We start from the raw sequence: 13,043 nt of genomic DNA on the forward strand, positions 1-13,043 counted from the left end.
GAAGCGCAGCCTACGTTAGAATTTGCCGTCTACTGCTGATACGCAGCGTTCGCAAATTAGCGGATGTTCGATCGACTCGCTGACGTGAGTCGAGTAATTCCAGCAACGATCGCACTTTTCCCCGTCTGCTTTGACCACACCAATCGCCAACTCTGGAGACTGATAACTGTACGGCAATTCTTGCAGGATTGCATTCGATTCTACCAGTTCCACTTCCGAAGTAATGAACAAATACCGCAATTCGTCTACACCCTTGCCGATCATTGTAGAATCGTGCCCTGCAGCTATGGAAGCAGGAATTTCTGGTTTGGGATCGATCGCAACTAATTCTGCTTTCTGGATTTGGGGTGTTTCTGCAAACACTTGTTCGGCTGGGGCTGCGAGTGCGATCGCCTCTGTTTCTACAAGCACAAGCGCTGTATCTAATGCCGGTGCGAGGACGATCGCCTTTGTTTCTGCAAGCACAAGCGCTGTACTCCTGCCCACCACATCTGCTGTCAGGAAATCAATTTGTTCTGCAATTTTTTGACGGTTGGCGGCAAACAGCAAGTGACGGAAAGCAAACCAGATTGTAAATAAGATGCCGATGACTTCAAAGAGGCCTCCCAACATCGGAATCTGATTCATCGTATCCAAAATCGCCAGCGTTACTCTGCCCGTTACTAACACAGAGGCTAACAGCCCAAGTGTTACCAAAACTTGTTGGTATTCTGTAAAAAAGTTGCCCGCGTATTCAGGCAAATTAGCTACAAACTCGGCGGCTTGATCTAAGATTGGCTGCGAATCTGAAGCCGACAGTTCAGGGACAGAATACTCTACTATCTGAGAAGGTCGATCGCCCTTTTCTCTCGTTTCCTCCTCAACATAAACTGTGTTTTCTGTCAAGACTTTGGCAACTTTTGCTGCTTGTTCTTCCTGTCGATCTTGTGCTGCTTTTGCCTTCTCCTCTGCTGCTAACTCGATGACTGAATTTTGCGATCGCACATAATCCACCAATTCTTCGCTGCTGGGATTCAAAGCTTGCAATTGCTCTCTTTTCTCAACATCGGGAACGTACACCAAAACCTTAGCTTCCAAAGAAGAGCCGATCGCCTTTTCCATCCGGGCTTTTTCCAAAACCTTGTTAACTTCGCCGCGCACTTGTCGCAAATACTGCCAGCGAGTAGCCAATTCTGGATTATGCCATGAAGCATCAACTTGCACCCAGCCGGCTTCAAACACTGACTTGTAAGGAGTCGGATAGGGAAGGTACTGCCAAATATCCTCAGCCATGTGACACAAAACAGGTGCGATCGCCCTTGCTAAATTCTCCACAGCAATTGCAATCACCGTCTGACAACTGCGGCGGCGAAGGGTATCTGTCGCACTGATGTAAAGTCTGTCTTTGGCAATATCCAAGTAAAAATTCGACAAATCCACCGTGCAGAAATTCTGCACAGTTTGGAAAAAGCGGGAAAATTGGAAGCTTTCAAAAGCATCTTGAACTTCCGCAAAAACTTCCCCCATTCTGTGCAGCATATAGCGGTCGAGTTCCGGCAATTCCTCGTAAGCAACGGCATCTTTTGCCGGGTCGAAGTCGTGCAAATTACCCAGCAAAAACTTAGCTGTATTGCGAATTTTGCGGTAAACATCCGATTGCTGTTTGAGAATGTTTTTGCCCAACGGCACATCGGCTGAGTAGTCTACCGAAGACACCCACAACCGCAAAACATCGGCTCCATATTCCTTAATTACGACTGCCGGATCGACGACATTGCCTTCAGATTTGCTCATCTTCCGGCCTTTTTCATCTAGTACAAAACCGTGAGTCAAAACTGTTTTGTAAGGAGCAACGCCGTTAGTTGCTACACTGGTAAGCAAACTCGATTGAAACCAGCCGCGGTGTTGGTCTGAACCTTCCAAATAGATATCAGCAGGATAGTTTAATTCCGATCGACCTTGGGCAACTGCGGCCCAGGAAGAACCCGAGTCAAACCACACATCCATTGTGTCTGTACCTTTGCGGTAAGTGCGGCCGTTATTGCGGTAAGATTCCGGCAGCAATTCATCGATCGACAATTCCCACCAAGCATCCGAACCCTTCTCGGCAAAAAGGGCTTGGACATGGGCGATCGTTTCTTCATTTAACAGCGGTTCGTTGGTTTCTTCGTCGTAGAATACGGGGATGGGAACGCCCCAAGTCCGCTGGCGAGAAATACACCAATCCGATCGATCGCCCACCATTGCAGTAATCCGATTTTCCCCTTGGGCGGGAATCCAATTCACCTCGGCGATCGCTTTTAAGGCTTCATCGCGGAACCCTTCAACGGAAGCAAACCACTGTTCCGTCGCCCGAAAAATGGTCGGCTCTTTAGTGCGCCAATCGTAAGGATAAGAGTGAGCGTAACTTTCCTCTTTTATCAAACAATTTGCTGCTGCAAGGGCATCAATTACTGCGCCATTGCCGTCTCGGACGCCTTTTCCGAGGACATTTAAACCTGCAAACTGTCCGGCTTCTGCGGTGAAATTTCCGTTCTCGTCTACGGGTGTTAAAACTGGTAAACCGCAGCGTTTTCCGACAATAAAGTCTTCTTGTCCGTGACCGGGTGCGGTGTGCACCAATCCCGTCCCGGAATCAGCGGTAATGTAGTCACCGCCGGCAACAATTGGACTTTCGCGATCGAACAGCGGGTGTTTGTAGCTGCAACCTTCTAATTCTTTGCCTTTGAAGGTAGCAAGTATTTTTAATTCAGTGTTAAAAGTTGCCGACAGCCGATCGACCGCATCGACAGCTACTAACATAAATTGTTGTGCGATGTGGGAATTTGCCGGCGGTTCCACCACCGCATAAGTCAGTTCGGGATTAACTGCGATCGCCAAGTTTGCCGGAATTGTCCAGGGGGTAGTCGTCCAAATCGCCGCCCATAGGCTCGGCATATAGCGCTTGAGCTTTGTTTGCAGGGATTTTGACAATTTTTTCACATGAAAGCCGACGTAGATGCTGCGCGACGTGTGACCTTCGGGATATTCCAATTCCGCTTCGGCGAGGGCTGTTTTCGAGCTCGGGCTCCAGTGAACCGGTTTGAAGCCCCGGTAGATGTAGCCTTTGAGCACCATTTGACCGAAAACGCCGATTTGAGCGGCTTCGTATTCGGGTTTCATGGTTAAATACGGGTGTTCCCAGTCGCCCCAAACGCCGTAGCGCTGGAAGGATTCGCGCTGCTGTTCCATTGTTTGCTGGGCGAAGGCGGCGGCTTTGCGGCGGAGTTCCATCGGGGTAAGATTTAGCCGCTCCTCCGATTTCATCTTCTTATCTTGCAAGACTTTAAGTTCTATCGGCAATCCATGACAATCCCAACCGGGCACGTAGCGGACTTTTTTGCCGCGTAGCATTTGGTAGCGGTTGATAAAGTCTTTGAGGATTTTGTTGAGGGCGTGGCCGATGTGGAGTTGTCCGTTGGCGTAGGGTGGCCCGTCGTGCAGGATGAACAAGTCGCCTGGGTTATTTTCCGAAAGGCGATCGTAGATTTCTTGATCTGCCCAAAATTGTTGCAATTCTGGTTCGCGCTTGGTGGCGTTGGCGCGCATATCAAACTTTGTTTTGGGCAGGTTTACGGTGTCTTTGTAAGATTTAGCTTCCATTTTTGAGAAACGTTTTATGTAGTTAGTTGTTAGTAGTTAGCGGTTATTTGAAAGATGATATCAAGTCCGGTTAAATAATCATAATCAAGTTTGTAGTGACCACTTTAGTCATCTCTCGTCATTGAAGAGCTGACAACCAGATATTTTAGTATAAGCGATCGACCGCACATTCGATCGAACCAAATCCGTAGGGCGATCTCTCTTCTCCCTCCTCCCCGCCCTCTGCGCCCTCTGCGGTTAAATGATTCATAAACCGAGGTGGCGCTACTGAGTCAGCCAACTAAACATTTCACCGACGGTGAGATTAAAGGATTCGGCAAAGGTTGGAACGGGGATGCGATCGCCCGGTTCTTCAAAAACTGCTATGGTGCGATCGGCAAAATAGACAAATACCAGTTCTTCTTCCGGGTCAATCAACCAGCCCATCTGGGTTCCGTGGCCGAGACTGTGGAGAATGTTGCGGACGACTTTAGTTTGACTTTGGTCGGGGGAAAGAATTTCGATTGTCCAGTCGGGGGCGATGGCGAAAGTGTTGGCTACTTCGCCGTTTTCGTCGCGGGGAATGCGTTCCCAGGTAAAGACTGCAAGATCGGGTACTGTCGATCGACCTCCAAAGGTACAGCGCAATGCTGGATAGGCGCGGGCGATGCGTTGCGGTTTGAGTACCCGGTTAATGCCAGCACCCAAATCGCTTTGAATGGTGCTGTGTTTTCCTTGGGGTATAGGTTTCTGGATAATTTGACCGTCGATGAATTCGCTAGCGGGTTTGGTTTCCGACAGTTGGAGAAATTCATCGAGACTCAAAGGTTTAGAAGCGGTTTGAACCATTATTTTAAGTTGATTTAAGTTTAATTTGTATTAGTTAAGCGATCGTGCATTTAATTTATACTCACCTCTCTCAAGAACAGGCAAGATGCCTGTTCCACAAAGAGTAAATTTGCTTGTGGGGTGGATTTCTTCAAACTCTTGTGGAGTGGGCATCTTGCCCGCCCAAAAGCTTAAATTTTAAGGTTCAACCACTTATTAGCCGCCATTCCGGTTATAGAAATACTCCCAACCCGCGGCTAACGGCATTTCCCATACGATCGCACAATGACGCGCCCGGCACTCCCTGTCCTTCCTGTTCCCATTTTTCCACGAGTTGGCGCCCTAGGGGCGTGAGGCGAAAACTGTCGGTAATCCCTTGTCCGTCTACTTCCCGCCGCAGTACGCCGACTTGGATCAGCCACAGTAGGGAGTTTTCGGCTACGAGTTCGGATACGGGCGATCGGGTGTAGCCGCTTTCGACACCGGAATTTGAGGCGATCGCACTTAGGAAAACACTGTTATCGCGGATTGTCTGGAAGAACTGTAATTGAAAAGGGCTGCACCGGACGGCGCGATCGGCTCTTTTGACAGTGCGATCGGGATAACTAATAGATTTAAATGCTTCGGATGGGATAAAAGTCATGGAGAGAACTTTTGAACAGCTACTATATTTTTAATTGTTACAGATTTATAGTCAAACTGGAGTTGTGAGAAGCATACCAAGTTTAGAGGAAGTAGACTAGGCTTATCGAACTTAGAAATAAAGAAAGATTATGCCTTTACCAAAAGTTCCTAAAAAAATCTTGCCCAAGTTAACCTCAGTTTTCTTATTGTTATACGTGGCAGCGACACTGCCGTGGTTTACCAATCGCCTCACCTCCTTTGTTTATATTGTTCAAGCGATTGTGCAGCGTAGTCAAAATGCAGAAGATGAAGAGCTCGCAGCTTACCGCCAAGCCATTAAAGTTGACCCTCAGTTTGCTTGGGCTTACAACTTACTCGGCAATGCGCTTTCTGACAAGTGGAAATTTAATGAAGCAATAGCAGCTTACCGCCAAGCCGTCCAAATAGATCCAAACGATACCAAAGCTTATAAAAGTCTGGGCCATCTGCTGTTTTTTTTCCAAGGCAAACCAGATGAAGCGATCGCAGCTTACCGCCAAGCCATCCAAATAAATCCCAATGATGCCGAAGCTTACAGCCGTTTAGGTTGGGCCCTACAGCAACAGGGGAGATTAGATGAGGCGATCGCAGCTTACCGCCAAGCCATCCAAATAGATCCCAATGATGCTGAAGATTACTACTATTTAGGTGAGATTTTTCAGAAACAGGGGAAACTGGAAGAGGCGATCGCCACCTCTCAAAAAGCGATTCAATTCAACCCTAAAAATGACAGTGCCTACAACAACCTGGGCGTGATCCTGAACAAGCAGGGGAAACCAGATGAAGCGATCGCCACCTATCAAAAAGCGATTCAACTCAACCCTAAAAATACCCAAGCTCACATCAATTTAATTTTTACTTTACAGCAACAAGGGAAGTTAGATCGAGTAATTGAAGCCTGTAATAGGGCAATTGCATTAGATCCCAACTCTCTGACTGTTAAATTATTTCTCAAAGAGACGGAACGGCTCTTAGCTCTGCGGAAAAATCCGCAATTGTTGGCTGATCCAGAGCGATTGCCCAGTTTAAAAGATGAACCTTTTGTTTCATTAAAGCGGTCGGTTGTCCGAGTTATTGTTAAAAGTTCTTCCGAGTTAAATTATGGTACTGGCTGGGTGGTAAAACGGCAGGGAAACAAAGGTTGGGTTGTTACCAATCGCCATGTGGCAACGGCTGGCAAAAATACACCCCAGGGCGATAAAAAAATTGAAGTTGAATTTTACAGTAAACCGCTCTCAGGCGAATTCCGCAAGCGGAAACCCGCTAAGAGTGTTAAAATTACTGCTGCCTCTGACAACCTAGATTTAGCTTTACTAGAAGTCACCGACATTCCGAAAGATATTCAGCCTTTGCCCCGATCCTCGGCCTCTGTTGCCCTCAACGCACCTATCCGCATTATTGGATATCCCTACACGACCGAGGATTTGACAGTTGCAACAGGAGAAGTCATCACCAAGACTGACCGAGAGTTAGAAATGTCTGCAATTATAGCTCGCGGTAATTCTGGTAGTCCCGTATTAGACCAGCAAAATCGCGTTGTTGGCGTTGTGTGGAAAGGTAGTTACACCATCAGTCGAACACAGAATCAAGAGCTGGTTATATCTGGTACTGGTACTGCTGCTGCTTTGCCGATCCAATCAGTTACACAACAACTGAAAGATTGGGGTATTGATTAGGCAATTGCTGTAATGCTTTAGGTTTTAAAAATGGAAGGTTTTTAGGCATAAACTTTCCTGGATTCATAAGTGTCTGAGGCTTCGGGATCTTCTAAATTCAGAACTTCGTGTAATTCATTAATAGAAAGAATCCTGAGACAAACATCAGACTCTAATTCATAGACTTCGGAAAATGACTCAATAGCTTCTTTGAGTTTATCAATATATTTTTCTGGAGTATTGCCTGGTCCCACCAAGCCATTTTTGAAACACAAATAAACCCACTAATCAGCACTTTTTGTGATAATTTCCGTGTAGAAAATAATTATATTATATTGGTAAATTAGTATTAATTGAATCAGCAAATTTTGCAAACACACTAATAATTTAACAAAAAATTGACCATCAGAGAATTACCTCCGCAGATAGACCTCCTTCCCAGCAAGCTATACAATAGTTAGGATGCAGCAATCAATTTACCTACTATGACAGAAGACAAAACATTGACAACCGCTAGCGGAATTCCGGTTGCAGATAACCAGAATTCCTTGACAGCAGGTGAACGCGGGCCTATCCTCATGCAGGATTTTTACCTGATGGAAAAACTGGCTCACTTCAACCGGGAACGCATTCCTGAACGCGTTGTCCATGCAAAAGGAGCCGCTGCATTTGGCACGTTTACCGTCACCCATGACATTACTCGCTACACCAAAGCTCAGCTATTCTCAGAAGTTGGCAAAGAAACTCAGGTTCTCCTCCGTTTCTCTACCGTAGGCGGCGAACAAGGTTCAGCAGATGCCGAACGTGACCCCAGAGGTTTTTCGATCAAGTTCTACACCGAAGAAGGAAACTGGGATTTAGTAGGCAACAACACGCCTGTTTTCTTCATTCGCGATCCCCTCAAATTCCCTGATTTGATCCACACCCAAAAGCGCCATCCCCAAACGCATCTCAAAGATCCTGACGCCAAGTGGGATTTCTGGTCCCTGAGTCCAGAAGCTTTGCATCAGATAACTATTCTGTTTTCCGATCGCGGTACGCCGAAAAACCACCGCCACATGGACGGTTTTGGCAGCCATACGTTCAGCCTCATCAATGCTCAAGGAGAACGGGTTTGGTGCAAATTCCACTTCAAAACCATGCAAGGTATTGATAATTTCACCGCCGAAGAAGCGACGCAGATCAAAGGCAAAGACCCCGATCATGCCACTCGCGACTTGTTTGAGGCGATCGACCAAGGTAATTATCCCAAGTGGCGGTTTTGCATTCAAGTAATGACCGAAGCCCAGGCGGCAGAGTATCGCGAAAACCCCTTTGACTTGACGAAAGTGTGGAAGCACTCTGAGTTTCCGTTAATTGATGTGGGAATTCTGGAACTCAATCGCAATCCACAAAACTTTTTTGCTGAGGTAGAACAGGCGGCATTTTCTCCTTCTAATGTCGTTCCAGGTATTAGTTTCTCTCCAGATAAAGTGCTGCAATCTCGCATCATGTCTTATCCAGATGCTCAACGCTACCGTCTCGGTGCAAACTATCAGCAATTGCCTGTCAATCAACCAAAGTGTCCGGTGATGCACTATCAACGGGATGGCGCAATGGCACCGGGTAACAACGGTGGTAGCGGGCCGAACTACGAACCCAACAGCCACGAGGATGCGCCGAAGCAAAACTGTGTTTATGCTGACCCAGCTTGGGACTTAGGAAATGTCAAAGTCGATCGCTACGATCACCGTAAGGGCAATGACGATTACACCCAAGCAGGAGACCTTTATCGCTTGATGAAACCCGACGCACAGCAGCGGCTTATAGCTAACATTGTGGAAAGTTTGAGTGCAGCAAAACCGGAGATTCAGATGCGCCAACTGTGCCATTTTTTCCGCGCCGATCCGAATTACGGCCGCCAAGTCGCAGAAGGTTTAGGAATTGCGATCGATCCGTCTATGATACCCGGTGCTGCTTAATCGGTTGGTGTCTAGAACCCGCGAATATTCAATTAGACATATCGAATAATTCTTGTGGGTAGGCATCCGGCCTGCCCTTAATTTGCTTTTTTTAGAAATGTCTATTGAAACTATGGCTGAGGTGAACCATTTTAGGTCGCGTCCTAGGTGCAAATTAAATGCAGTCAAGCTTAACGTCATTAAGTAAGGGGCGATCGCGATTTTTAGCAATGGTCTCTTGAAAAGGCACAGAACCAAGTAAAATAACTTGAGGAAGTGCAATAAAAACCAAACAAGGGAAACCAAACTATGACATTACCAGTTGGGTGCGCGGCGCCTCAATTTACCGCCAAAGACACGAACGGCAAAACAGTATCCCTCTCCGAATTTGCCGGTAAAACCGTAATCCTGTATTTCTACCCCAAAGATGACACCCCCGGCTGCACAAGACAAGCCCAAAGCTTCAAAGCAGCCCATGAAGAATACAAAGGCAAAGATATAGTAGTTCTCGGTGTCAGCCGCGACAACGAGGAATCGCACCAAAAGTTCACAGAGAAATACGGTTTGCCTTTCCAGCTATTAGCAGATGTTGATGGCACGATTACCAAAGCTTACGATGTCGAGAAAGGCGATTATGCCAAGCGCGTTACTTTCGTCATCGACGGCACCGGCAAAATCATTCAAGTTTATGAGGGCGACACCATGAAAGTTGACACTCATGCTCAAGATATTCTCGTCACCATAGTTTAGTCGAAGTTTAGCCGATCGCACTAACACTCCTGCACGCACCAAACGGCTAAAAACCCGGTTCCTTCCTAAGATGCCTCGTTGCTATAGGCAATCTTCTCCTAGGAACCGGGTTTTTTTTGTAAGTCCTGACTCAGCCAGTGATATCATTTCCGGTTACACTCATACATGATGTTGACTGTTGACGGTTGACTGTTCACGGCGTCAACAGTCAACCGTCAACAGTCAACAGTCAACTCGAATTTACTATTCCGATGCTAACGGATTTGATATGAGGGGTCAAAGGTACAGGGGGAAGCAACTTACTCAAACTAAATTCTTTCCCTCAAAACTTACACCACAAATCCGCTTAAACAGGCATATATTCGGTTAAGGTGCTTATTCTACGCCTAAAGTGAGATTTGTGGGGCAACTCCCGCCAATAATTAAAAACTTATGCTGGAAAAGGCATTAACCGCCCGTAGGCTAAATCTAGGGGCGATTTTGTCCTGGTTCAGGTCATTGTGTTTAATAAAATCAGAAGTTATCCTTGCTTTAGCTGAATAATTAAGTAGGTAGGGGGATAGATAATGACAAACAGCAACATTATTTTAAGTTACTTAGGCCCGCGAGAAATTGAGGTCAATAGAGCCGCTGTCTTAGTTGGCACTTTTGACAAAAATCTAGTGGCAGCGATTTCAGCAACAGAAGGCTCAAATGCCCTGAATGTAGGGATAAATCTCTCTAGAGGCATTTGGAACATCAGTTTAGAAAAAGGATTCGATAGCACAGGAACTCGCACAGTGCAGGTGAGGGCAACTGATAAGACCGGCAAAGTTATCGGCCAACAAACAATTAACATCAAAGTTAATCCTGCTTCTGTGTCACCCGCTCAATTTTTCACTTTAATTACTCTCACAGATACCAAATTCAAAGCCGGAACACTACCCGCGAGCAATCTCAACGAGCTGCAAAAAGCGGACATACCAGCAGGGAAAATTTATCAAGTTAGCGACTACGAGTTAGAAGACGGACATCTGAATGTTCAACTAAATAATCCAATTTACCCGGTGGGAAAGTCCGGCTTTTTCTACGAAAAACACGTACTCATCACCAAAGGCGCAAAAATTCTCATATTCGATCGCGCCGAGTTGCCGGTTCCGCCGCCTGGAATGCAGTTACTGTGGGTGATAAAAAAGACCTGGTTAAAGTTCACCCCTGCAGATTCTGGAACTTTAGGACAAACTCAGAAATTACAATTTAACGCGGGAGAAACTTTCAATATTCTTGGCTACGCTTGCGTGGAAAACCATTTCCGAGTCGCTTTTGCTGCAGCAGTTCCTAACTTAGGAACTTCGGGATTTCTGTACTGGCTGCACGTCCAAATTTTGCGAGACGGCAAGGGAATTGAGTATGATAGAAATGCGGTTACGATGACTGTAATCAAAACGACTGTGTTTAAAAAGCGGCCGATAAATGCCGCTAGCCTGCCACCCCAAGAAAAAATTACCTTGCCGGCGGGAATGATTTACGGAATTGCCGGATTCTTGATCGAACAAAGCCACATTAAAGTCTCGCTGACCGAGAATTTGCCGCAATTTGGCAATACGGGTTTCATTTATCCCGATTTTGTGCAATTCAGTCGGGGTGGCAAATCTTTCAATCCCGCTGTGAATTTAAGTTATCAAGGGCCGTCAGAAGTTTTAGTAAATCAGCCCATCGTCCTTCGGGGTACTTATGATCGGCAACAAGCAGCAAAAATTGAGGTGATAGCTGAGGATACATTGCCCCTCAGCGTCACGCTAAACCAAGAGACCAGCACTTGGCAAGTTAATTTGTCTAAAGGATTTAGCGTAGCGGGAGCTCGGTGGCTCAGGTTGCGGGCAACTGACAGCAAAGGCAACGTTACTGGCAGCCAAATAATTTACATTGCCGTAACTTCCGATCCGCTAACTGTCGGACGAGGTTTGACCTTAAAGATACTTTCTGACACATTGTTTAAGGTAGCTCCCCTTGATTCTTCCCGGCTCAACAATCAGCAAAAAGTTTTTGTCAAAGCAGGCCAGACGTTGGCCGTTAGCAAATACGGATTTATTGACGGGCATCTCAAGGTGGTTGTGGATTCAGCAATTTGGCCTGTCGGCACTTTTGGCTATTTTTATGAACCCGACGTTCAGCTTGCCAAAGGTACTCAAATCCTAAGATTTGACCTGGCTGACGTACCCAATAGTAACGTCAGCGCTCAACTGTTGGTAACTCAAACAACTCAGATTAAAGCTAAACCCGAAGATTCATCGAAACTGCCTGCCGATCAAATTGCTGACCTACTTTTAGGCACTACCTATGCCATTACTGGTTATGCCTGCATTTTGGGGCATTTCCGAGTAACTCTAGCCGAATCAATTCCCGGTTTCGGCAATATCGGATTTATTTATTGGCAGGACGTTAAAATTAAAAAAGACGGCAAAGAAGTTCCCTTTGACCCGGATGCTTTGACGATGACTATTCTGCAAGCAACTGTGTTTAAAAAACGGCCAGTAGATGCTGCTAGCCTGAGCAGTACCGAGAAAGCTACGCTGCCTTTAGGTCGAGTTTACGGCGTGAACAGCTACGGTGCGGAAGGATCTCACCTGAAAGTTTCTCTGACTGAAGAACTGCCGAATTTGGGCAATACAGGTTATGTTTTTCCTAGTTTTGTTCAGTTCAAGCGGGGAGATAAAATTTTCGATCCGGTTCCGAACAATGTGGAATTGAACGTGCCGTATTTTTCGCAGCGGGACAATCCGCGTTTTGACTGGTCTACTTGCAACGTAACTTCGATCGCCATGGTGCTTTATTATTATGGCCTTCGTTCTCAGTGGGGCGGACAGTTGGAGGATGAGTTGTTGCAGTGGTGTTTCGACTATGCCGGCCAGGGTTCTCAAACCGATCACAGTGTGCTTTCGGCGCTGATTCAGGCCTACGGGTTTAAGACGAGTTTTAGTACGACTCGCACGTGGGCCCAGGTGCGATCGGAATTGCTGAATCGGCGGCCAGTAGTTTTAGCTGGAGATTTTACTGCGGCCGGTCACATTCTTACTGTAATTGGCTACAATTCTCAGGGTTATATAGTGCAAGATCCTTGGGGAGATGCACTCACTGGTTACAGCGATACTGAGGGGAGAAAGTTGATGTATCCCTACAGTTACGTCAATCAAGTTGCTGGGCCTGATGGGAATGTGTGGGCGCATTTTATCTATCCATAAGCTTTTTAGGTGCGATCGAGATTGCGACAGTCGATCCGGCTAGGGCTGGCAGTGCATTTGTGTCAATTTACAGCAGATTGCAGATTTATAGGTACTATCAATATCCCCGTAGGGACACGGCATTGCCGTGTCCCTACCTCTATTAGATATATCGTTTGTATCGCAGTCTCGATCGCCCGCAAGATTACTTAATAATTTTAACTATTTTCATTGCGTTACGCCTTGTCCCATCTGCACAAAAACCTAATTATGGGAGAGGTATAATCAAACGTCGATGAGAACTCACTCAAGTTCTCAAATAGCCACCTGATTTAACAATACTCCGGACAGTTTTTAAAGAGGAATGCGATCGCAATAAAATAGAGAAGTGAAAAAAGTGAGTGCAA

The 13,043-nt window shown here is 46.3% G+C and carries 8 protein-coding genes; 4 read left to right on the forward strand and 4 right to left on the reverse strand.

Annotation, left to right across the window (positions count from 1 at the left end; genetic code table 11):
• Nucleotides 1–15: 15 nt before the first annotated feature.
• The 3 genes from ileS to QUA07_RS22190 form a co-directional block, all read right to left on the reverse strand.
• On the reverse strand, nucleotides 16–3,621 hold the full coding sequence (ileS, locus tag QUA07_RS22180; protein ID WP_333329288.1) for an isoleucine--tRNA ligase: 3,606 nt from the start codon (nucleotides 3,619–3,621) through the stop codon (nucleotides 16–18).
• Between the two features lie 264 nt (nucleotides 3,622–3,885).
• On the reverse strand, nucleotides 3,886–4,449 hold the full coding sequence (locus QUA07_RS22185) for a Uma2 family endonuclease (protein WP_333329291.1): 564 nt from the start codon (nucleotides 4,447–4,449) through the stop codon (nucleotides 3,886–3,888).
• Between the two features lie 211 nt (nucleotides 4,450–4,660).
• Nucleotides 4,661–5,071: an Npun_F0494 family protein gene (locus tag QUA07_RS22190; RefSeq protein WP_333329294.1), complete on the reverse strand. Its 411-nt coding sequence runs from the start codon at nucleotides 5,069–5,071 to the stop codon at nucleotides 4,661–4,663.
• A gap of 130 nt (nucleotides 5,072–5,201) precedes the next feature.
• Between QUA07_RS22190 and QUA07_RS22195 the strand changes: the two genes are divergently transcribed.
• On the forward strand, nucleotides 5,202–6,767 hold the full coding sequence (locus QUA07_RS22195) for a tetratricopeptide repeat protein (RefSeq protein ID WP_333329297.1): 1,566 nt from the start codon (nucleotides 5,202–5,204) through the stop codon (nucleotides 6,765–6,767).
• A 41-nt stretch (nucleotides 6,768–6,808) separates the two neighbouring features.
• On the opposite strand, the gene QUA07_RS22200 is transcribed toward QUA07_RS22195, so the two are convergent.
• Nucleotides 6,809–7,000, reverse strand: a complete 192-nt coding sequence (locus tag QUA07_RS22200) for a hypothetical protein (protein WP_333329300.1) — start codon at nucleotides 6,998–7,000, stop codon at nucleotides 6,809–6,811.
• A gap of 231 nt (nucleotides 7,001–7,231) precedes the next feature.
• Here QUA07_RS22200 and QUA07_RS22205 point away from each other — a divergent pair, with 231 nt between their 5' ends.
• The 3 genes from QUA07_RS22205 to QUA07_RS22215 all read left to right on the forward strand — a co-directional run bounded on the left by QUA07_RS22205 (nucleotide 7,232) and on the right by QUA07_RS22215 (nucleotide 12,657).
• On the forward strand, nucleotides 7,232–8,707 hold the full coding sequence (locus tag QUA07_RS22205; protein WP_333329303.1) for a catalase: 1,476 nt from the start codon (nucleotides 7,232–7,234) through the stop codon (nucleotides 8,705–8,707).
• A 288-nt stretch (nucleotides 8,708–8,995) separates the two neighbouring features.
• The gene (locus QUA07_RS22210) at nucleotides 8,996–9,436 is read left to right on the forward strand and encodes a peroxiredoxin (RefSeq protein WP_333329306.1); all 441 of its coding nucleotides are present in this window, start codon (nucleotides 8,996–8,998) and stop codon (nucleotides 9,434–9,436) included.
• 566 nt (nucleotides 9,437–10,002) lie between these two features.
• Nucleotides 10,003–12,657: a C39 family peptidase gene (locus tag QUA07_RS22215; RefSeq protein ID WP_333329309.1), complete on the forward strand. Its 2,655-nt coding sequence runs from the start codon at nucleotides 10,003–10,005 to the stop codon at nucleotides 12,655–12,657.
• The last annotated feature ends 386 nt before the right edge of the window (nucleotides 12,658–13,043 follow it).

Origin of the sequence: Microcoleus sp. T3_A4 (assembly GCF_036700465.1) — a bacterium.
GTDB lineage: Bacteria > Cyanobacteriota > Cyanobacteriia > Cyanobacteriales > Microcoleaceae > Microcoleus.

Bases quoted from the DNA above. Each gene is read 5' to 3' on its own strand.
- QUA07_RS22205 (WP_333329303.1), top strand. From the start codon at position 7,232: ATGACAGAAGACAAAACATTGACAACCGCTAGCGGAATTCCGGTTGCA.
- QUA07_RS22210 (WP_333329306.1), top strand. From the start codon at position 8,996: ATGACATTACCAGTTGGGTGCGCGGCGCCTCAATTTACCGCCAAAGAC.
- QUA07_RS22215 (WP_333329309.1), top strand. From the start codon at position 10,003: ATGACAAACAGCAACATTATTTTAAGTTACTTAGGCCCGCGAGAAATT.
- QUA07_RS22195 (WP_333329297.1), top strand. From the start codon at position 5,202: ATGCCTTTACCAAAAGTTCCTAAAAAAATCTTGCCCAAGTTAACCTCA.
- ileS (WP_333329288.1), bottom strand. From the start codon at position 3,621: ATGGAAGCTAAATCTTACAAAGACACCGTAAACCTGCCCAAAACAAAG.
- QUA07_RS22185 (WP_333329291.1), bottom strand. From the start codon at position 4,449: ATGGTTCAAACCGCTTCTAAACCTTTGAGTCTCGATGAATTTCTCCAA.
- QUA07_RS22190 (WP_333329294.1), bottom strand. From the start codon at position 5,071: ATGACTTTTATCCCATCCGAAGCATTTAAATCTATTAGTTATCCCGAT.